This window comes from Vibrio sp. 1401 (assembly GCF_033340295.1).
Genome location: NZ_JAWOWF010000013.1, coordinates 43,441 through 64,395 on the forward strand (window position 1 = coordinate 43,441; position 20,955 = coordinate 64,395).

A 20,955-nucleotide genomic window follows, 5' to 3' on the forward strand; every position below is an offset into this window, starting at 1 on the left:
TACCTACAACTAAAATGGGTTTGCATGATTAATTCAGTCAATCGTTCAGTAAGACTAAACAGATCAATTTTTAGAGTATAAGCATGATGCGGAGGAAGATGGCAGAGTATTGAACGAAACTATTTTGTGATGGGTAACAAAATTTATTGCATTGGATTAGCGGATGCTAAGTTTGCCTGTTTAGATATGCCGCTCAATACCTTTCAGAACCCTGTCTCTTTGAAGTATAAAGACGATGAATTGTCAACCAATCGGATCTGAATTTCAAAAAAGCAGTTGATCTTCTTTTCATCTCGCACAATAGTAAAAAAAGAAGCAATGAAATAGAACATTATGCGGGTGGCCTTTAAACAAGGTTTCTACCCGCATTATTATGAAGGACGTTAGAGTCAGTTATGGGTAAATCACTCGTTATAGTGGAGTCACCAGCCAAGGCAAAGACGATAAATAAGTACCTTGGTAAAGACTTTATTGTTAAGTCTAGTGTTGGTCATGTGCGTGATCTGCCTACGGCCGGTCAAAGCACTGGTGAGAAAAAAGCCGCAGCCATCTCAACTAAAGGGATGAGTCCGGAAGAGAAAGCGCGCGTTAAAAAAGAGAAAGACCGCAAAGCGTTGATCAAAAAAATGGGGATTAACCCATATCATGACTGGGAAGCGAATTACCAAATCCTTCCAGGCAAAGAAAAAGTTGTCAACGAACTACAAAAACTCGCCAAAGACGCAGATTGCGTTTATCTCGCAACCGATTTGGACCGCGAAGGGGAAGCAATCGCATGGCACCTTCGTGAGATCATCGGTGGCGATGAAGAGCGATACAAACGTGTAGTTTTTAACGAAATCACGAAAAACGCGATCCAACAAGCTTTCCAGACACCTGGTGAGCTGAACATGGATGGTGTAAATGCCCAACAAGCACGTCGCTTCATGGACCGTGTCGTTGGTTTTATGGTTTCACCTCTACTTTGGAAAAAAGTGGCTCGTGGCTTATCTGCTGGTCGAGTGCAGTCTGTTGCGGTGAAATTGTTAGTTGAGCGTGAGCGTGAGATTAACGCGTTTGTACCAGAAGAATTCTGGGACATTCATGCGAATACGAAAACGAAAGACAAAGCGGACTTTAAACTGCTTGTTGCTCAGAAAGACGGTTCTGCGTTTAAGCCAGTTAATGAGGCAGAAACCAAAGCAGCGATGTCTGTACTTGAGAATGCAAGTTACGAAGTATGTAAGCGTGAAGACCGCCCTACAAAGAGCAAGCCTTCAGCACCTTACATCACCTCTACGCTTCAACAGGCAGCGAGTACACGCCTGGGCTACGGCGTGAAAAAGACCATGATGCTAGCTCAGCGCCTCTATGAGGCCGGTTACATCACTTATATGCGTACTGACTCGACTAACCTAAGTGCCGAGGCTGTGGACGCTGTACGTGACTTTATTGGTTCTGAGTTTGGTGATAAGTACCTGCCAGCGAAACCATTGACGTACGGTAGCAAAGAAGGGGCACAGGAAGCGCACGAAGCGATCCGTCCTTCAAATGTGGGTGTTAAGGCGGAAGACCTGCAAGGTGTCGATGCTGATGCGCACAAACTTTACGCTTTGATTTGGAATCAGTTTGTAGCGTGTCAAATGACGCCAGCAGAATACGATTCAACAACCATCAGCGTAAAAGCGGCAGAATACACGCTTAAAGCGAAAGGCCGTATCCTTAAATTTGACGGCTGGACTCGTGTACAGCGTCCAATGGGCAAAAACGAGGATACAATCCTTCCAGCGGTACAACTTGGCGATAAGCTAAGCTTAGAGTCACTTGACCCTAAACAGCACTTTACAAAGCCACCTGCGCGCTACACTGAAGCAGCACTGGTTAAAGAGCTGGAGAAACGAGGCATTGGTCGTCCGTCGACTTACGCATCGATCATTTCTACGATTCAAGATCGTGGCTACGTGAAAGTTGATCAGCGCCGTTTCTACGCTGAAAAAATGGGTGAAATTGTTACTGACCGCCTTGATGACAGCTTTAACGATTTGATGAACTACGACTTTACTGCGCGTATGGAACAGAAATTGGACCAAATCGCTGAAGGTGAAGTGAACTGGAAAGCTGTGTTAGACAACTTCTTTGCTGATTTTACTGGCGATCTTGAAAAAGCGGAGCTGGATGAGTCAGAAGGCGGTATGAAGTTAAACCACATCGTCATGACGGATATCGAGTGTCCGACGTGTAGCCGTCCAATGGGCATCCGTACTGCTTCGACAGGTGTGTTCTTAGGCTGTTCAGGTTACGCGTTACCACCAAAAGAGCGTTGTAAGACAACCATCAACTTGGGTGACGAAGAAGGTATTATTAACGTTCTAGAAGAAGACGTTGAAACCGCAGCTCTTCGTGCTAAAAAGCGTTGTCCGATCTGTGAAACAGCGATGGACGCATACCTGATTGATGACAAGCGTAAGATGCATGTTTGTGGTAATAACCCGAACTGTGAAGGCTACCTTGTTGAATACGGCGAGTTCAAAGTAAAAGGCTACGATGGTCCAGTTGTTGAATGTGACAAATGTGGCTCTGATATGGTGCTTAAGAACGGTCGCTTTGGTAAATACATGGATTGTACGAGCGAAACGTGCAAGAACACTCGTAAGATCTTGAAGAATGGCGAAGTCGCGCCCCCGAAAGAAGATCCTGTTCATTTCCCCGAGTTGCCATGTGAAAACTCAGATGCGTATTTCGTACTTCGTGATGGTGCTTCAGGTCTATTTATGGCGGCAAGCAACTTCCCGAAATCGCGCGAGACACGTGCTCCTTTGGTTGCTGAACTGGCACGTTTTGAAGAGCGTTTACCTGAGAAGTTCAAATACCTAGCGACCGCACCGCAAGAAGATCCTGATGGTCGTCCTGCAGTTGTACGCTTTAGTCGCAAAACAAAAGAGAACTACGTTCGTTCGGAAGAGAATGGCAAACCATCTGGTTGGACAGCGCTCTTTGTTGACGGTAAGTGGGAAGTCACTGATAAGCGTAAAAAAGCGAAAGCATAAAAACGTACGATCTAAGTAATGTAAAAAGGCAGCGATATCGCTGCCTTTTTTGCGTTTTGTTTTTGCGTAAAGGCCACTGTGTTGTTCGTATAGATCTTTGCTGCTTTGACTGAGTTTTGCTGACGCGAGAAGATCCCAGTATCAATATTTCGTAGTCGCTGATGTATTTTTTATGTAAAAAATATTCGTTGTAACTTTCATTTTGCATTCACATATTTGTTATACATTGGGCTAAAAAATCGGCGGTGTAGTGAATCCGTTCGTAAATTGTTTTCACAATGTAATCGTTTGCTTTTCCATGTGTGATCTAGATATCGTCTTGAGTACGCAAGAGCTGTATGGTACACAGAATGGCGTATTAAAAATTGTAATTTAGAACCCGCTTAGATAATTTATTACAAAAATTAGTGCAACTGTGTGCATTGTTTGCGTCAAAAAATAAGGAAAGAGTGGACGTTGCATACTGGAAGTGCCGTAGCTTTTTTATCCGTGTTGTAAGAGTTCACAGAAACTCAGAGACGGTTGCTAAATGTATTCGCTTGACTCCCCGAGTATGACTCATTCAAGCGAGTACCAAATCCAAGCTATAACGATATGGAGAACAAAAAATGGCTGGTGTTTTGGGAATGATTCTTGCTGGCGGTGAAGGCTCTCGTTTGAGACCTTTAACGGAATCTCGCAGTAAACCTTCGGTACCGTTTGGTGGTAGTTATCGATTGATCGATTTTGCTCTAAACAATTTTGTTAATGCGGATCTGATGCGCATTTACGTCCTAACCCAATTTAAATCTCAATCTTTATTCCATCACTTAAAAAAGGGGTGGAACATCAACGGCATTACAGACCGCTTTATCGATCCTATTCCCGCTCAAATGCGTACTGGTAAACGTTGGTACGAAGGGACGGCGGACGCGATCTATCAAAACCTGCGTTTTATGGAGTTAGAGGAACCAGAGCAAGTTTGTATTTTTGGCTCTGACCATATCTATAAGATGGATATCAAACAAATGCTGAACTTCCACTCAGAAAAGCAGGCTTCTCTGACGGTATCTGCATTGCGCATGCCACTAAAAGAGGCGTCGCAATTTGGGGTTATCGAAGTGGATAGCGAAGGCCGTATGATTGGCTTTGAAGAAAAACCAGCAAATCCGAAGTCGATTCCTGGTGACCCTGATTACGCTTTAGTTTCAATGGGTAACTATGTTTTTGAAGCTCAGGTACTGTTCTCAGAGTTGGTCGAAGATGCGGATAATGAAGCTTCATCACATGATTTTGGAAAGGACATCATTCCAAAGATGTTCCCTAGAGGTGATGTGTTCGTGTATGACTTCAGTACCAACAAAATCAGTGGCGAAAAAGAAGAGGTGTACTGGCGTGATGTCGGAACTATTGATGCGTACTGGCAAGCGCATATGGATCTGCTAGAAAAAGATGCACCATTTTCGCTGTACAACCGTAAATGGCCATTGCATACCTACTACCCACCATTGCCACCTGCGACATTTACCGACTCTGATAATGGTCGTGTGCAGATAATCGATAGTTTAGTGTGTAATGGCAGCTATGTTAGAGGCTCAAGAATCGAAAAGTCGGTGCTTGGTTTTCGCAGTAATATTGCTTCTGCTTGCGATATCAGCGAATGTATACTTCTTGGTGACGTAAAAATTGGCGAAGGATGTGTTTTACGTCGTGTGATTGTCGACAAGGATGCCGATATTGCTCCTGGTACTCAGATTGGTGTGAATCTTCAAGAAGATAAAAAACACTTCCACGTGTCTGAGGAGGGCATTGTTGTTATTCCGAAAGGAGCTCGAGTTGGCTACTAACAACTTATCTATTCTGTTTGTAGCTTCTGAGGTTGAAGGACTCATTAAAAGTGGTGGCTTGGCAGATGTTGCCAAGGCACTACCGGAAGCCCTTCAAAACCTACAGCAAGACGTAAGAATTACCATCCCTGCGTACAGCAGTATTGATAAACTCGCAGACGCAGAAGTTGTATTAGAAACAGAATTAACATCATGGCCGCATACGGAGTATCGAGTTTTGCGGCTCATGTTAGGTCAAAATCCTGTTTACCTGATTGATTGTCCGCCGTATTTCAATCGACCATCAATGTATGCGGAGAACAACCAAGCGTATACTGATAACGGCGAGCGCTTTGCGTTTTTTAGTGCAGCATGTCTCGATATGTTACCCAAGCTCGCCTTTCAACCTAATATCATACACGCGAACGATTGGCACACAGGTCTTGTTCCATTTTTGCTCAAGCACAGGTATGGCAATGATCCGTTTTTTGCTCATACTAAAAGCGTCATTTCAATTCACAATGCGGTCTTTAAAGGCGTATTTAGTTATGAAGACGTGCAGTGTTTGCCAGAGTTTCATTGTAGAAACGTTCCCGATGCTGCGGTGAGTGCAACGCATATTACGATGCTTAAAGCTGGTGTAATGAATGCAGATAAGATAAACGCGGTTAGCCCTACGTACGCAGAGGAACTAAAAACAGAGCTTGGCAGTCACGGCATGGCTTGGGAGTTTCAGCAACGTGCGCAGGACTTAGTCGGCATCTTGAATGGTTGTGATTACAGCGCTTGGAATCCGGAAACGGATACCTACTTGCCGGTTAATTACTGCGCCGACCAGAAAAGTATGTCGCAAGGGAAGAAAGCTTGTAAAAAAGCATTACAACAAAGACTAAATTTGCCCGAAAAAGATGTAGCTATGTTCGGTATGGTTTGTCGGTTGACCCAGCAGAAAGGCGTTCATTACTTGTTGCCTGCTTTGGCCGATTTTTTGAAGCACGATGTTCAGCTAGTTGTCGTTGGGACCGGAGACCCTGTTCTTGCCGCTCAGTTACGAGAGGTTGCCGCGCAGTTTTCTAGCCAATTTGCCTTTGTAGAAGCGTATGACAATGAACTTGCGCATATCGTTGAAGCGGGTTCTGATTTCTTCTTGATGCCTTCTGAGTTTGAACCATGTGGCTTAAACCAAATCTATAGTATGGCTTATGGGACATTACCGATAGTACGCGGTGTTGGTGGCTTGAAGGACAGCGTTAGCGATTATGATGTAAACCCATCTGAAGCAACGGGGTTTGTTTTTTTCGAACCGACACCGCAGGCATTGTTGTTAACGATGCTAAGGGCACTGTTGCTCTACGCTCAAAACGAGCCTGAAGTGAATAAAGTACAGTTGCACGCGATGCAACAAGACTTTTGTTGGCAAAAGGCCGCAGAATCTTATTTGCAGCTTTACCACTCAGCGTTAGTTTGACTTAAAATTGTAACGAAAGGCACCGAATGAGGTGCCTTTATTATCTTGAGTAAGGGGAGTGTGGTAGGATGGCTTTTTACTCAATAGCACGATCTTTTTGATACTCAATATGACCCAGCCGCTACTTTTTCATAAAACCTATTTGCACCCTACTAGTAATGAGTGGGTTGTATTTGTGCACGGTGCTGGTGGTAGCTCTTCTATCTGGTTCAAGCAAATTAAAGCTTACAAGCAACACTTTAACTTATTGCTGATCGATTTAAGAGGTCATGGAAAGTCAAATCAGTTACTTAAAGAGCTCATTGCTAGCCGTTATACCTTTACGGAAGTTACCCAAGATATTTTGAAAGTATTGGACCATTTAAAGATCCAATCCGCTCATTTTGTCGGTATGTCGCTTGGTACTATTATTGTTCGAAACCTTGCTGAATTGTCATCAGAGCGCGTACGTTCGATGGTGCTCGGCGGTGCTGTCACAAGGCTTAACACTCGTTCTCAGATATTGGTGAAATTAGGTAATTTTTGTAAGCATATCCTACCGTACATGTGGCTCTACAAACTGTTCGCTTATATTGTTATGCCTCAAAGAAGCCAACGAGAATCTCGCCACCTTTTTATTCGCGAAGCCAAGAAGCTTTGCCAAAAAGAATTTAAACGTTGGTTTATTCTTGCCGCTGATGTAAATCCGTTAATGAAATATTTTAAAGATCGAGAGTTACCCATTCCGACTCTTTACTTAATGGGCGACAGGGATTACATGTTTATTAAACCTGTCAAAGAAATGGTTGCAGCACATAAGCTCAGCATTCTACGAGAAATCCCGAATTGTGGTCATGTATGCAATGTAGAGCGTCCAGAAGACTTCAATCAACACTCCATCGAGTTTATTAAACAGCAAGCTGTATGTGCTTAAAACTGAGTGCATCCACTGAATAGGAGAGCCGCTATAGCTCTCCTAGTTGATATCCACATTGCCAACATGCACCAAATTGCCCTTCGTTTATTTCATGACATTTTGGGCATTGCCAATCTTGATACTCATGCCTATCGGATTGTTTTCGATATGCTTTTACTATTTCTTCAGCTTTCATCTTTTGTGCAGTGTCAAAAAGCCACACATAAGGATCGGTATCATCACCAAACGGCAGTTCTCCTTTTAAGCCGAAAATACCTTCTCCACGAACTTCACAGTAAATTTGTTCCACTTTAAGCAGCTCACATACAATGTGTGCTTCTGCTGGGTTTTTAGCGATAAATATTTTCATCAAAATACCCACTTCACCAATTACGAGTTTTGCTGACTTGGTGTCGGCCTTACTTTATTCATAACCCATTTAGTGATGATTGGAAATAGTCCCAATAGCGCAAAAGACGCTAATACTGCGGGTGAAACAATGCCCGATAGGCTTTCAATTGTTGCTAATTGAGTACCTGCATTCAGATATACGGCTGTGCCTGGCAGCATACCTATTTGGCTAGTGAGATAAAATCTACCTACAGACATCGGCGTTAAGCCCATCAGTAAGTTGATTAGAAAGAAAGGGAATACAGGGATTAGACGCAAGGAAAATAGATAAAAAGCTCCGTCTTTTTCGACACCTTGATTAATTGCGTTGAGTTTATTTCCGAATTTGTTTTGTACCCAGTCACGCAATAAGTATCGGCTGCTCAAGAAGGCCAGTGTTGCCCCCATAGTGCTAGCGAAAGAAACCAGTAGCAAGCTTGTCCAAAAACCAAATAAGGCTGCACCAAGTAAGGTGACTACTGCCGCTCCTGGGATAGAAAAAGCGGTAATTGCAATGTAGGTAAAAAAGTAAATCGCAGCCGAGAATACAAAATTCTGATCGATGTATGTAGTTAGTGCTTCTTGTTGGGCTTTTGCATTCTCTAAGGTTAAATACTGGCCAAAGTTAATACCTAAAAAGACGATAGCCGCTAGTAGGATGAGACCTAATATCAGTTTCTTATTCATAATTTTGATTCCAATTTGGGATATATGTAATAAGACAGTAGGAAAACCGAAAAAATTTCACAAAAAAACCGCAGATTAGACTGCGGTTTTACAAGATAGTTTTTAGGCCGACTTTTATTGGAGGCCGTTCATCAACTCATCTCGGCGAGCTTGAGGTACCACACTCCAATGAGTGCCGTTGATAGCCCCTTCTAGTGCCCATAGCAACTCAATGTTGACGGTTGCAGAGTGCGTATCTCTTATCGCTTTATAGGCGTTAAGCGCACCTTCCTCTTCAAGCTTCTCTACGGATTCGATGCCGGCTTTTTTTAGCATGCGCTCGGTAGCCAGTCGTAAGTTAGGCAAATCTTTCAAACGGTTAGGCTTTGTACTTGCTTGCTGTTCTTTCTCAAGCTTTGCCTTTTTCAATGATTGATTCGCTACTTCGATTAAGCGTTCGCTTGATTCCCATAAATCGCTGGAAATAGCGTAGTACTTTGTAACGACTGGAAAGCCACGTTTTTTATAAACGTAAGGCTTTAGCCCTTGTTTCTCGAAGTCAGATGAAGTTTTTTGGTCTGCTCTGATATGAAGCTGATTGTTTACCACTAGTGCAAACATTGTTTCATCAGCGAATAGTCCGAAGCCACCAAACATTGAGCGCGACTTGATATTACCAAGTGCCTCAAATAGCTTCATAGAGTCTTTGAGTATCGGTTTATCCATGTTTTGTTATCTCGGTGTAATTAATATTACGCCACCAAAAGTCAGGTCCGAGAGAGTAGCAAACATGCGTAAAAACAATGTCATTACAGAGTAAAGTCATTGCTTACACACTTGCCATCGGTAACCCCGCTACCTTCCATATCGTAATATGGTTCAGGCCGGAGGCTTTGCGTCCCACTCTTTCGAATGGTTTGCCCTGTGCGTGACACAATGAGCATACTTCTTATATTGAATTAACATCACGGTTTAGCGTTAAAAGTGTGATTTCGGTTCAATAAAAATGATAGATTGAATGCTCTATTTTGCATATGGAAAGGTGCAAATTGGCCTTTGAAAAGGAGTTCTTAATATATATTACATTTATATAAAACAGGGAGTTAACGTTAGTCAATTGTTATTAGAGTGGTGTGAAGTATTAGAGAATGCTTAATTTTTCCAAAAAAATAAGCGCCCCTGTAGAGCGCTTATTTAACACGGTTAAATACAGTGAAATTTAGTTCATTTTTTTCACAGTATTTCGAATTACAAGCTCAGGTTGCATCTCGAAAATTCGTTTTTCGTGTTCTTTATCTTTGATACGCTCAAGTAGAATTTCGAATGCATTTTTACCAACACGACGTTTAGGTTGGTGGATAGTCGTTAGCGGTGGAGAGAAGTATTCCGCAAGCTCGATGTTGTCGTAGCCGATCACTGAAATATCTTCAGGAATTTTGATCCCGTTTTGTTGCAAGCGGCTCATTAGGCCTAGAGCCATTGTGTCGTTAAAACAGAATACCGCCGTCGGGCGCTTGTCCATTGCGGTAATTTTATCTGCAACTAATACGGCCGTATCACATTCAAAGTTACCTTCAAGGATCCAGTCTTCATTTACAGCTAGGTTCGCTTCGCTCATTGCGCGACGGAAACCTGCAATGCGCTCTTGGCAAGCAAGCTTTTCAAAATGACCGCTTAGACAAGCGATATCCGTATGACCATTGTCAATCAGATGTTTGGTTGCAATGTAGCCACCTTCTTCTGAGTTATCCATGATCTTGTCTGCTTGTGAGCTCTCTGGGCCCCAATCCATGACCACTTTAGGAATGTCCGCATGACGGTCAAGCATCTCTTTTAGTTCTTCGGTTAAGTCAGAACACATCACTAGGATGCCATCAACGCGCTTTTCAGCCAGCATACGAATGTAATCGCGTTGTTTTTCGTAAATCCCGCCTGTGTTACATAAAATCAGAGTATAGCCTTGGCGGTAACAGTAGCTCTCAACGCCATCAATCACTTCTGAGAAAAATAGGTTAGTTGATTGAGTTACTAACATGCCAATCGTACGAGTTGAGTTGCATTTTAGGCTGCGTGCAACGGCACTTGGCGCGTAATTCAGCTCGTCAACGGCTTTCATTACTTTTTCTTGCGTTGCTTCTGCAACGAAACGCGTTTTATTGATAACGTGCGAAACTGTCGTAGTGGAAACGCCGGCTAAGCGAGCAACGTCTTTTATCGTGGCCATAAATGGTGTCCTGTATCGAGCTACTGAAATATGTCGTATTGGATGTACCTGATGCTCTAATGGTTTCACACCTAGCAATATAAAATTGGCGCTAAGTGTCTCGGCAGCGGTTGATCCAAGTGCGACAAAAGGGTACGTAGCAGCATCGGTCGATGAATTTTATCTTTTTTCTATCTGATGAGAAATTGCCATCAACCTGTTAAGAAAACACAAAAACCGCTATATTTCAGCGGTTTACATATAAATCATATTTAATCGTTTGCGCTCACATTTTAGCCCTATGTGAACTGACTAGCAATGTTTTCAGCAAGAGATTTGTGTATTTGAAGTCACATTTTGACTGCTAAATAACCAAGCGTCTTTGCGCTAAGTTAAGGCAAACGAATATTATACCCAAGTTACTTACAATTGGTCACTTTCAGGCATACAGGAAGCCCGATAGGCAGGCTCCCTAAAAATAGGCGGCAATTATTCACCAAGAAGGTAGGCGCTGTCTAGTTTACAAAATGCAACTAATAGTTTCGCGACACTCGAGTAAAATCCAAATTCGTCGAATTGTTTACATTTGTCTGAAAACTGAGGTAACCAAGACATCAATTGTTGCTGGATAAAGTCGTTTTGTTTAACGAAGGCTTCTTCCATGTGTTTTTCTTGTTCAAGCTCGTTTGAGCGGATAATCATGTTCCCGAGAAAGTCGAGCTCAACGGCTAAGTGATCCGCAGGTTCCTTTAGGTTTTCGTCTACTTGAACGCCAAATTCAGCCATCAACTTTTCCATTTCCTCAGCTGGCTTGTCATTCAGTAAACCTGATTCACCAATGTACATGGATGCGTAAGGAAGAGCGCCGTATTTTTCTGTCTTCAAAAACAGTTCACAAAAGTCAGCTGCAAGCTCTAGTTGTGCATCTTCACGATCTTGTAACCGATTCAGCGCATCAACTAGGCTATCAACGGCTGGTTTTAGCGACTCATTTTCACCTAAACCTGCGAGAAAACTGCGAATTTCAACACTGTGATAGGCTTCCAATTCTTTCTCTGTTAGTTCTTTTGCGAACAAGCTCGAAAACCACCAGTAAATTTCAGCGCGTTTTTCATTAAAAGCTTTCACTTCTTGCATTTTGGGCTCCTGAATGATGCTTCAAGTCATGCATCACAAAGTCAATTAGGGATATCCCCTAAGTGTAATCAATTAAAATGAATAGCAGTAACTATAATTGTTATGTTTTATGGTCAAAAATGACCGTTTATTAATAGCAATGGGCAAGCTTGTTTTGAATCAATAAAAACGCTAAATCTTGCGTTTTAATGTATCTATGACTAGAAATGTTACTAGTTATGAATAGAATACGTCTTGGATAATAAGAAGACAGAAAAGTGGTGTAAATGAGCTATCACGTATTAGTCGTAGAAGATGATGTTGTAACTCGTAGTAAGCTTGCGGGATATTTCCAAAATGAGGGCTACCAAGTCAGCGAAGCAGAGAGTGGCGCAGAAATGCGTGAAGTTTTGCAAGCGGGCGATGTAGACCTGATCATGCTGGATATTAACCTGCCTGGTGAAGACGGCCTGATGCTTACTCGTGAGTTACGTAGCCAATCGGATATTGGTATCATATTAGTAACAGGACGCACGGATAGCATTGATAAAATCGTAGGCCTAGAAATGGGTGCTGACGATTATGTGACAAAACCTTTTGAACTGAGAGAGCTGTTAGTTCGCGTTAAAAACTTGCTGTGGCGTATTTCAGCAGCGCGCAGTGGCAGCTCGAAAGCGAATGAAACCAGTGAAGAGCACATTGTGCGCTTTGGGGAGTGGACATTCGACATTCAACGTCGCGCACTTAGCCGCAACGGTGAGCCAGTAAAACTAACTAAAGCAGAGTATGAACTTTTGGTGGCATTATCGTCTTATCCTAACCAGGTGTTAAGTCGTGAGCGTATTTTGAACATGATCAGCCATCGAGTGGATGCGCCGAATGACCGCACCATTGATGTTCTTATTCGACGTATGCGCGCAAAAATGGAGTTCGATCCTAAGAACCCACAGATTTTTGTAACGGTACACGGCGAAGGCTATATGTTTGCTGGTGACTAGTTGGAACATAACTCAATCGTAAAAAGAAAAAGGAGAGCTTCGGCTCTCCTTTTTTGTGGCTTCAAGATAATACTAGTTTGCTTCAACCATTGGTGTTTGGCCGACAGTATCACGCAACCTTTGCCAAATACTGCCCAAGTACTCATGCCAATAAAGCTCTGTTTGTTCTAAGTAACGCGCTTTAGGTGAGTATTTATCCCAAGGTTGACTTATCTCGCTAATAGCTAAGAAGTTGGTCGGGGCTGGGATTGGTTTAATGCCTGCTGCGTTGAACTCATACAATGCACGGCTCATGTGACTCGCAGAAGTGACTAACACAATCTCCTTTTGTTGAACGAATGCAGCCGCTTGACGCGCCTCTTCCCACGTATCTTTCGCATCTTCTAATAAAATGATATCGGATTTCGCGACTCCCAACGCAAGGGCAACGTTCGCCATCATTCGCGCGTGGCTAATTTCAGATCCGCCAGCATAGCCGGATAAGATTAATTTCGCGCCTGGATACATTCTTAAAATACGAATGCCCTCAGTTAAGCGCATTAATGCTGCACGGCTTAACTGCGAGGTGGGTGGAATTTCGTCATCGATAACATGACCATTCCCTAAAACCATCACGTAGTCGATGGTGCCAGAAACTGGCAAAAAGGCTTTATGCTCTCGCTCTAACGGCATAAGAAGCTTGGTTGAAACAGGTTGGAAGGCAACAAGAAAAATGCCAACAAAAGAGAATAGAACAACGAAGCAGCCAGTTTTACGTTTTGTAGTAAAACTAATGAGAGCAAGACCCAACAAGCCTATCAGCAGCAATGCCGGAAGGGGCATAAGCATGGCTGACACTACTTTTTTCAGCTCAAACATACATAAATAGTCCGAAAAAACATCAATTGATAATAAAAATGAGGGTATCCCTCTTTATTCCTGCTTTCCTTGTGCCAGAATAGCGGCACAATCCGTTATGATAACTCAGCAGAAGTGACAGAAGACCGCAATTTCGACGATATCGCCCACAAATTTGCAAAAAATATTTACGGCTCCGATAAAGGGGAGATCCGCCAAATCATTGTGTGGGAAGATTTTCTACAGATTCTAAGTGAATTAGATGCTGACCAGCAACCCCTAGAAGTGTTGGACGCTGGTGGTGGTTTGGCACAAATGTCGCAAAAGCTTGCTAAGCTCGGACATCGAATCGCTTTATGTGATCTATCTTCGGAAATGCTGCAGTTGGCTAAGCAGGATATTGAAAAAAACGGTTTGCTTGAGCAGTATCGCCTGATTCATTCGCCTGTCCAATCCATCGGTGAACATATGGATGGACAGGTCGATCTGGTTATGTTCCACGCTGTGATGGAGTGGCTGGTTGATCCTAAGGCCGCACTTGAAACAGTTCTTGAACAAGTAAAACCGGGAGGTATCGCATCAGTCATGTTCTACAACCACCACGGTTTAGTCTATAAAAACGTGGTTTGTGGCAACATTCCTCATATATTAGACGGCATGCCTCACCGAAAAAGATTTAAACTACAGCCGCAAAAAGGCTTAAAACCTGAAGAAGTCTACCAGTGGATAGAAAATTCAGGTTTTAATATTTGTGGCAAATCTGGTATTCGCTCATTTAGTGATTACATAGGCAATATGGAATACATGGGTGATTACGAGTTTGAAGATGTGTTGGCGCTAGAAAAACAACTTTGTCGACAAGAGCCATACCTCTCATTAGGCCGCTACATTCATGTGTGGGCTAAAAAGAACGATAAACAGGAATAACAATGAGTGAGATGACTCTCAATGCTGCAGAGCAACCAATCGATGAGCTGGTTGGCTGGGTTAAGCAGCACGATTTCTCGTTGAACCTGACCACAGAGCGATTGGCATTTTTGATAGCCATTGCCGTACTGAGTAATGAAAGGTTCGATGAAGAACTGGGTGAAGGTGAACTGCATGATGCATTTGCCATCGTCACTCGACTATTTGATGAGACCGGCGAAGCCTCCGCTTTTCGTGCGAACAATGCGATCAACGAGATGGTTAAGCAGCGTCTTATGAGCCGTTTTGTCAGTGAGATTACTGACGGAGCGAGCATTTACCGCTTGTCGCCATTAGCGATAGGAATAACCGACTACTACGTGCGTCATCGTGAGTTCTCAAAACTGCGTCTATCTATCCAGCTATCCATGGTAGCGGATGAAATGGCGAAAGCGATTGAGGCAGCACAAAAAGGTGGCACACCGGGTCACTGGAAGAAAAACGTATACGGTGTTTTAAAATATTCTGTAGGCGAAATCTTCGATCAAATTGACCTCAACCAACGTGTTATGGATGAGCAGCAACAGTCAGTGAAACAACAGATTGCTGACCTGCTTAACAAAGACTGGCGCGAAGCGATCAACAACTGTGAAGCACTTCTGTCAGAAACATCAAGCACGTTGCGTGAACTTCAAGATACGCTGCAAGCCGCCAGTGATGAACTGCAAACTCAGATCCTCGATATTCAAGAAATTGTTTACGGTGACCCTGAGCTGGAGTTTATCGAAGAAGCCTTGTTTGGTCTGCAAATGAAGCTGGACCGAATCACAAGCTGGGGCCAGCAAGCGATCGACCTTTGGATTGGTTACGACCGACACGTGCACAAGTTTATTCGTACTGCAATCGATATGGATAAGAACCGTGCGTTTAGCTCGCGTCTGCGTCAATCTGTCAAAGATTACTTCGATGCGCCTTGGTATCTGACTTATGCAGATGCGGAGAGGCTTTCTGACCTTCGTGATGAGGCCCTAGTACTGCGTGATGACGAGGTAACGGGTCAAGTTCCGATGGAAGTAGAATACGAAGAGTTTCAACAAGTCAATGATGAGCTGTCTGAACGAATTGGTGACATGCTAAAAGCGCATAAAGATCAAGGCACACCAATCGATTTGAGTGTGGTACTGCGAGATTACCTTGCACAGCACCCTTACACTCATCATTTTGATTTAGCTCGCATTATCGTCGATCAAGCTGTACGTCTAGGGTATTCAGAATCGGATTACCAAGCGATTCAACCAGACTGGAAAGCAATCAACGAATTTGGGGCAAAGGTACAAGCGAATGTCATCGACCGATACTAATGAATACATGTCAGAGAATCTGGCAAAAGCAATTTCTAACCCTCTGTTCCCAGCGCTAGACAGCATGCTTCGAGCAGGGCGTCATATCTCAAGTGAAGATCTAGACAACCACGCGTTGCTGTCGGATTTCGAACTTGAGCTTTCTTCTTTCTACCAACGCTACAACACCGAATTGGTGAAAGCGCCAGAAGGTTTCTTCTATCTTCGTCCTCGTTCAACGTCTCTGATTGGCCGTAGTGTTCTTTCTGAACTGGATATGCTGGTGGGTAAGGTACTGTGTTTCCTTTATCTAAGCCCAGAGCGTCTTGCGCACGAAGGCATCTTCACTAACCAAGAGCTGTACGACGAACTGCTTGCTCTAGCAGATGAAAACAAGCTGATGAAGCTAGTGACGAACCGTGCGACTGGTTCTGACCTCGATAAAGAAAAGCTGTTTGAAAAAGTACGTACGTCACTTCGTCGTCTGCGTCGCCTAGGCATGATCATCAACATCGGTGAAACCGGTAAATTCAGCATCAGTGAAGCGGTATTCCGCTTTGGTGCCGATGTACGTATTGGCGATGACATGCGTGAAGCGCAGCTGCGTCTGATCCGTGATGGTGAAGCAGTAGTGCACACCAAAGAGCCAAGCCAAGGCAGCTTATTGTCTGAAGAAGATCAAGACGACCAAGCCCAAGAAGAAACAACAGAAGAGGGTGAAGCATGAGCATGATTGAACGCGGTAAATACCAATCGCTGACCATGGTCAACTGGAACGGCTTCTTTGCCCGTACGTTTGACATCGATGGTCTGGTCACCACGCTATCAGGTGGTAACGGTGCAGGTAAATCAACCACAATGGCGGCGTTCATCACCGCATTGATTCCTGACCAAACGCTACTGCACTTCCGTAATACGACAGAAGCAGGCAGCAGCCAATCGTCTCGCGACAAAGGTTTGTACGGTAAGCTACAGCCGGGCGCATGTTATGCGGCGCTAGACGTGGTGAACTCACGTAACCAACGCCTATTGTTTGCAGTAAAACTACAGCAAGTTGCGGGTCGTGATAAGAAAGTAGACATCAAACCGTTTGTGATCCAAGGTCTTCCAAGCCATGTGAAACCAACGGATATTTTGGTTGAAAGCGTATCTGCGACTCAAGCTCGTGTACGTCAAATCAACGAAGTAAAAGAATCGATCGCGGAATTTGAAGGCGTTCAGTTCAAAGCGTTCTCTTCTATCGTGGATTACCACGCACAAATGTTTGAATTCGGTGTGATTCCGAAGAAACTGCGTAACTCTGGTGACCGTTCTAAATTCTACCGCCTGATCGAAGCATCGCTTTACGGTGGTATCTCAAGTGCGATTACGCGCTCGCTACGTGACTACCTTTTGCCACAAAACGGCGGCGTGAAAAAAGCGTTCCAAGATATGGAATCGGCACTGCGTGAAAACCGCATGACGCTAGAAGCGATCAAAACCACGCAAGCAGATCGTGACTTGTTCAAACACTTGATTACAGAGTCGACCAACTACGTGGCAGCGGACTATATGCGCCATGCCAACGAGCGCCGTAAAAAACTAGAACAGACATTGTCTTTGCGTTCAGAGTTATTTGGTTCTCGCGAAACCTTGATTGAGCAAAACAATCTGCTTAACCGCGTTCAAGAAGAGCTGGAACTGCTGATCGAGTCAGAATCTTCTTTAGAGCAAGACTACCAAGCGGCTTCTGATCACTTGCAACTGGTGCAAAACGCGCTGCGTCAGCAAGAGAAGATCGAACGCTACCAAGAAGATCTTGAAGAGCTGAGCGAGCGTCTTGAAGAACAAATGATGGTAGTGGAAGAAGCGCAAGAACGCGTGATGATGGCTGAAGAGCAAGCTACCGTTGCAGAAGAAGAGGTGGATAGCCTTAAGACGCAACTTGCTGATTACCAGCAAGCTCTTGACGTTCAGCAAACTCGCGCCCTTCAATATCAACAAGCAGTTCAAGCGCTGGAGAAAGCGAAGCAACTACTTGGCGATGACAGCCTAACGGCGGAATCGGCTCAAGCGCTTGTCTCTGAGCTTAAGAACAAAGAATCAGAAAGCACCAATTCGTTGCTATCGGTTAAGCACAAACTGGACATGTCTTCTGCAGCGGCAGAGCAGTTTGAAACCGCGCTTAAACTGGTACAAAGCATCGTTGGTCAAGTTGAGCGCAAAGACGCGTCTGAGCATGCGAAAACTGCAATTGCGAAAGCGCGTGAGTCACAACAAATTGCACAAAACGAACAACAATGGCGAGCACAACACCGTGATCTCGAACGCAGCCTTAACCAGCAGCGTCAAGCACGTGAACTGGTTGCTGAATACAAAAAGCAATATCACGTTGAACTAACCGATGAGGTTACGTTTGAACAAGAACGTGAACGTCATGCGACGCAAATCGAATCACTAGAGATAGCTCAAGAAGAAGTTCGTGATCAGCGTGGTGAACAGCGCCGTCTAGAGCAAAACGCGGTGGCAGAAATCAGTAAGCTTGAAGCAATAGCACCAGCTTGGATTGCGGCGAACGATGCGCTAGAGAAACTGAGAGAGCAGAGCGGTGAAGAACTTGAGGATCGCCATGCGGTAATGAACCACATGCAAGTTGTCCTTGAACAAGAAAGGGAGTTGTCTTTAGCTAAAGATAAGCTTGCTGAGCGCCGTAGCCAGCTAGACGCTGAGATTGAGCGTCTTGCTTCTCCTGGTGGTTCAAATGACCCTCGCCTGAAAGGTTTGGCAGATACGCTGGGCGGTGTATTGCTGTCTGAGATCTACGATGACATCACGATTGATGACGCGCCTTACTTCAGTGCGATGTACGGTCCGGCTCGTCACGCTATCGTTGTTTCTGACTTGTCAGGCATCGAAGAAAAACTGGTAGAGCTAGACGACTGTCCAGAAGACTTGTACATCATTGAAGGTGACATCGATGCCTTTGATGACAGCTCGTTCGATGCAGAAGAGTTAGAGGGCGCGGTTTGCGTTCGTATGAACGATCGCCAAATGCGTTACTCTCGCTTGCCTGAGATCCCATTGTTTGGCCGCGCGGCACGTGAGCAGCGTCTAGAGTTGCTGCGTAACGAACGAGAAGAAGTGGTAGAGAAACACGCAAAAGCGGCGTTTGATTCTCAGAAAATGCAGCGCTTGTACCAAGCGTTTAACTTATTTGTGTCTAACCACATTCAGGTTGCTTTTGACGCCGATCCAGAACAAGCACTGGCAACTATTCGTGATAAGCGTAACCAAATTGCTCGCGTGCTGGCGGATCTGGATGCGAAAGAGCAACAACAACGTTCTCAGCTTCAAACCAGCAAGCAAGCGTTGTCTTCTCTGGACAAGCTAGCGTCACACATGGTGCTTGTTGAAGATGAGTCATTGCAAGCGCGTTTTGATGAGCTAGAAGAGAAAATCGCTCAGCTTGCAGAGGCGAAGAACTTCTTAAGCAACCATGCAAAAGCCGTCGCGCAATTAGAGAATATTGCGTCTGCGCTTGATGCTGACCCAGAGCAATTCGATGCACTAGAAGCAGAATACAAAGCGGCAGACGAGCGGCTACAAGATCTTAAGAAGCAAATCTTTGCACTCTCGGATCTCGTTGAACGTCGTCACTACTTCGCTTACTCAGATTCAGTAGACCTACTGAACAAGAGTAGCGAACTGAGTGAGCAGCTAAAAGCTAAACTGGTTCAAGCTGAACAAATGCGTACACGCTCTCGTGAAGAGTTGAAACAATCGCAAGGTCAAATGAACCAATACAACCAAGTATTGGCATCATTGAAGAGTTCACACCAAGCGAAACTGGAAACGGTTCAAGAGTTCAAACAAGAACTTCAAGAGTTTGGCGTGAACGCGGACGAAGGTGCAGAAGAACGTGCAATGCGTCGTCGTGACGAACTGCACGAGCGTCTACACACGTCTCGCAGTCGTAAGAGCGAATACGAGCGCACGATCACCTCTACTGAACTAGAGATGAAAGGCTTGGCGAAACGCCTGAAGAAAGTTCAGAAAGAATATGTTGAGTTGCGTACCTTCGTGGTTGCAGCGAAAGCTGGCTGGTGTTCAGTACTTCGTTTAGCGCGTGAGAACGATGTTGAGCGTCGTCTACACAAGCGTGAACTGGCTTACATGTCTGCGGATGAGCTGCGTTCTATGTCTGATAAATCATTGGGGGCGCTGCGTCTAGCGGTTGCGAACAATGACGACCTGCGTGATGCGCTGCGTCTATCAGAAGATAACGCACGTCCAGAGCGTAAAGTTCTGTTCTATATTGCTGTATACCAACACCTTCGTGAGCGTATTCGTCAGGATATCATCCGTACTGATGACCCAGTTGAAGCAATCGAAGAGATGGAAGTCGAGCTGGCGCGTCTAACGGAAGAGCTAACGCAACGTGAAAACCGTCTAGCGATCAGCTCTGAGTCAGTAGCGAGCATCATCAAGAAGACGATTCAGCGTGAGCAAAACCGTATTCGTATGCTGAACCAAGGTTTGTCGAACATCTCGTTTGGTCAGGTGAAGGGCGTACGTCTAAACGTGAAGATTCGTGAAAGTCACGAAGTGCTACTGAACGGACTAGCGACACAGCAGGAGCAGCATAAAGATCTGTTTGAATCGACTCGCTTTACCTTCTCTGAAGCAATGGCGAAACTGTTCCAACGCGTGAACCCACATATCGATATGGGTCAACGTTCTCCTCAGGTTCTGGGTGAAGAGCTACTGGATTACCGTAACTACCTAGAGCTAAGTGTAGAAGTGAACCGTGGTACAGACGGTTGGCTACAAGCAGAGTCTGGCGCGCTATCAACAGGTGAAGCGATCGGTACCGGTCAGTCAATCCTTCTGATGGTTGTTCAAAGCTGGGAAGAAGAGTCTCGTCGTCTACGCAGCAAAGACATTGTGCCTTGTCGTTTGCTTTTCTTGGATGAAGCAGCGCGTCTGGATGCGAAATCGATCGCGACATTGTTCGAATTGTGTGACCGTCTGGATATGCAGCTTCTTATCGCGGCACCTGAAAACATCAGCCCAGAGAAAGGTACGACCTACAAACTGGTGCGTAAGGTGTTTAAAGATCACGAACACGTACACGTGGTTGGTCTGCGTGGTTTTGGTCAAACGGATAAGCCTAAGACTGAAGCACAAGAGATGATTGAAGAGTTTGAATCGTAAACTTCGAATCTAACAAAACGCCCGCAATGAACGCGGGCGTTTTTGTATCTGTTTGCGAGGCAGGCTTCGAACAACATAAGACAAGCCGAGACTGTAGGACGGCAGTCTCGGC

15 protein-coding genes and 1 riboswitch are annotated in these 20,955 nt (G+C 44.6%); of the genes, 9 read left to right on the forward strand and 6 right to left on the reverse strand.

From position 1 onward, the window contains the following. Positions 1–395 precede the first annotated feature (395 nt). From topA to R7Z77_RS09120, 4 genes are all read left to right on the forward strand, one after another. Positions 396–3,026 carry a type I DNA topoisomerase gene (gene topA / locus R7Z77_RS09105; RefSeq protein WP_005378351.1) on the forward strand — a complete coding sequence of 877 codons (2,631 nt, stop codon included), beginning with the start codon at positions 396–398 and terminating at the stop codon, positions 3,024–3,026. A gap of 608 nt (positions 3,027–3,634) precedes the next feature. Next, positions 3,635–4,852, forward strand: coding sequence for a glucose-1-phosphate adenylyltransferase (glgC, locus tag R7Z77_RS09110; protein ID WP_017634726.1), 1,218 nt, complete (start codon positions 3,635–3,637; stop codon positions 4,850–4,852). Continuing rightward, entirely contained in the window at positions 4,842–6,299 is a 1,458-nt protein-coding gene (gene glgA / locus R7Z77_RS09115) for a glycogen synthase GlgA (RefSeq protein WP_064353745.1), read from the forward strand. The genes glgC and glgA overlap by 11 nt, the downstream gene beginning before the upstream one ends. A gap of 109 nt (positions 6,300–6,408) precedes the next feature. After that, a complete protein-coding gene (locus R7Z77_RS09120; RefSeq protein WP_017820032.1) occupies positions 6,409–7,212 on the forward strand; it encodes an alpha/beta fold hydrolase in 804 nt (267 codons plus the stop codon). Positions 7,213–7,243: 31 nt separating this feature from the next. Here R7Z77_RS09120 and R7Z77_RS09125 read toward each other — a convergent pair whose 3' ends face one another. The 5 genes from R7Z77_RS09125 to torD form a co-directional block, all read right to left on the reverse strand. Next, positions 7,244–7,564 carry a DUF2007 domain-containing protein gene (locus tag R7Z77_RS09125; protein ID WP_017820033.1) on the reverse strand — a complete coding sequence of 107 codons (321 nt, stop codon included), beginning with the start codon at positions 7,562–7,564 and terminating at the stop codon, positions 7,244–7,246. Between the two features lie 20 nt (positions 7,565–7,584). Next, positions 7,585–8,271 (reverse strand): TVP38/TMEM64 family protein, encoded by a 687-nt coding sequence (locus R7Z77_RS09130; protein ID WP_005378366.1) that lies wholly within the window; start codon positions 8,269–8,271, stop codon positions 7,585–7,587. Positions 8,272–8,385: 114 nt separating this feature from the next. Beyond that, positions 8,386–8,976: a TfoX/Sxy family DNA transformation protein gene (locus tag R7Z77_RS09135; RefSeq protein ID WP_005378367.1), complete on the reverse strand. Its 591-nt coding sequence runs from the start codon at positions 8,974–8,976 to the stop codon at positions 8,386–8,388. A gap of 116 nt (positions 8,977–9,092) precedes the next feature. Continuing rightward, positions 9,093–9,182: riboswitch (cyclic di-GMP riboswitch) on the reverse strand. Positions 9,183–9,469: 287 nt separating this feature from the next. After that, on the reverse strand, positions 9,470–10,474 hold the full coding sequence (gene purR / locus R7Z77_RS09140; protein WP_005378368.1) for an HTH-type transcriptional repressor PurR: 1,005 nt from the start codon (positions 10,472–10,474) through the stop codon (positions 9,470–9,472). Positions 10,475–10,942: 468 nt separating this feature from the next. Beyond that, positions 10,943–11,590 (reverse strand): molecular chaperone TorD, encoded by a 648-nt coding sequence (gene torD, locus R7Z77_RS09145; RefSeq protein ID WP_017820035.1) that lies wholly within the window; start codon positions 11,588–11,590, stop codon positions 10,943–10,945. Between the two features lie 266 nt (positions 11,591–11,856). Between torD and torR the strand changes: the two genes are divergently transcribed. Further along, positions 11,857–12,567, forward strand: a complete 711-nt coding sequence (gene torR, locus R7Z77_RS09150; RefSeq protein ID WP_005378370.1) for a two-component system response regulator TorR — start codon at positions 11,857–11,859, stop codon at positions 12,565–12,567. Positions 12,568–12,639: 72 nt separating this feature from the next. On the opposite strand, the gene elyC is transcribed toward torR, so the two are convergent. After that, entirely contained in the window at positions 12,640–13,425 is a 786-nt protein-coding gene (gene elyC / locus R7Z77_RS09155) for an envelope biogenesis factor ElyC (RefSeq protein ID WP_005387893.1), read from the reverse strand. Between the two features lie 114 nt (positions 13,426–13,539). Between elyC and cmoM the strand changes: the two genes are divergently transcribed. Genes cmoM through mukB form a run of 4 tightly spaced genes read left to right on the forward strand, consistent with a single transcriptional unit; the run spans position 13,540 to position 20,843 of the window. Continuing rightward, on the forward strand, positions 13,540–14,331 hold the full coding sequence (gene cmoM / locus R7Z77_RS09160) for a tRNA uridine 5-oxyacetic acid(34) methyltransferase CmoM (protein ID WP_025766915.1): 792 nt from the start codon (positions 13,540–13,542) through the stop codon (positions 14,329–14,331). A gap of 2 nt (positions 14,332–14,333) precedes the next feature. Continuing rightward, complete coding sequence (gene mukF, locus R7Z77_RS09165) at positions 14,334–15,671, forward strand: chromosome partition protein MukF (protein WP_017634722.1); 1,338 nt, start codon at positions 14,334–14,336, stop codon at positions 15,669–15,671. Next, positions 15,652–16,377 carry a chromosome partition protein MukE gene (mukE, locus tag R7Z77_RS09170; protein ID WP_005378379.1) on the forward strand — a complete coding sequence of 242 codons (726 nt, stop codon included), beginning with the start codon at positions 15,652–15,654 and terminating at the stop codon, positions 16,375–16,377. Before mukF ends, mukE begins: the two co-directional genes overlap by 20 nt. A gap of 2 nt (positions 16,378–16,379) precedes the next feature. Then, a complete protein-coding gene (gene mukB / locus R7Z77_RS09175) occupies positions 16,380–20,843 on the forward strand; it encodes a chromosome partition protein MukB (RefSeq protein WP_213967403.1) in 4,464 nt (1,487 codons plus the stop codon). The last annotated feature ends 112 nt before the right edge of the window (positions 20,844–20,955 follow it).

Bases quoted from the DNA above. Each gene is read 5' to 3' on its own strand.
- topA (WP_005378351.1), top strand. From the start codon at position 396: ATGGGTAAATCACTCGTTATAGTGGAGTCACCAGCCAAGGCAAAGACG.
- glgC (WP_017634726.1), top strand. From the start codon at position 3,635: ATGGCTGGTGTTTTGGGAATGATTCTTGCTGGCGGTGAAGGCTCTCGT.
- R7Z77_RS09120 (WP_017820032.1), top strand. From the start codon at position 6,409: ATGACCCAGCCGCTACTTTTTCATAAAACCTATTTGCACCCTACTAGT.
- R7Z77_RS09125 (WP_017820033.1), bottom strand. From the start codon at position 7,564: ATGAAAATATTTATCGCTAAAAACCCAGCAGAAGCACACATTGTATGT.
- R7Z77_RS09130 (WP_005378366.1), bottom strand. From the start codon at position 8,271: ATGAATAAGAAACTGATATTAGGTCTCATCCTACTAGCGGCTATCGTC.
- R7Z77_RS09135 (WP_005378367.1), bottom strand. From the start codon at position 8,976: ATGGATAAACCGATACTCAAAGACTCTATGAAGCTATTTGAGGCACTT.
- purR (WP_005378368.1), bottom strand. From the start codon at position 10,474: ATGGCCACGATAAAAGACGTTGCTCGCTTAGCCGGCGTTTCCACTACG.
- torD (WP_017820035.1), bottom strand. From the start codon at position 11,590: ATGCAAGAAGTGAAAGCTTTTAATGAAAAACGCGCTGAAATTTACTGG.
- torR (WP_005378370.1), top strand. From the start codon at position 11,857: ATGAGCTATCACGTATTAGTCGTAGAAGATGATGTTGTAACTCGTAGT.
- elyC (WP_005387893.1), bottom strand. From the start codon at position 13,425: ATGTTTGAGCTGAAAAAAGTAGTGTCAGCCATGCTTATGCCCCTTCCG.
- mukF (WP_017634722.1), top strand. From the start codon at position 14,334: ATGAGTGAGATGACTCTCAATGCTGCAGAGCAACCAATCGATGAGCTG.
- mukE (WP_005378379.1), top strand. From the start codon at position 15,652: ATGTCATCGACCGATACTAATGAATACATGTCAGAGAATCTGGCAAAA.
- mukB (WP_213967403.1), top strand. From the start codon at position 16,380: ATGATTGAACGCGGTAAATACCAATCGCTGACCATGGTCAACTGGAAC.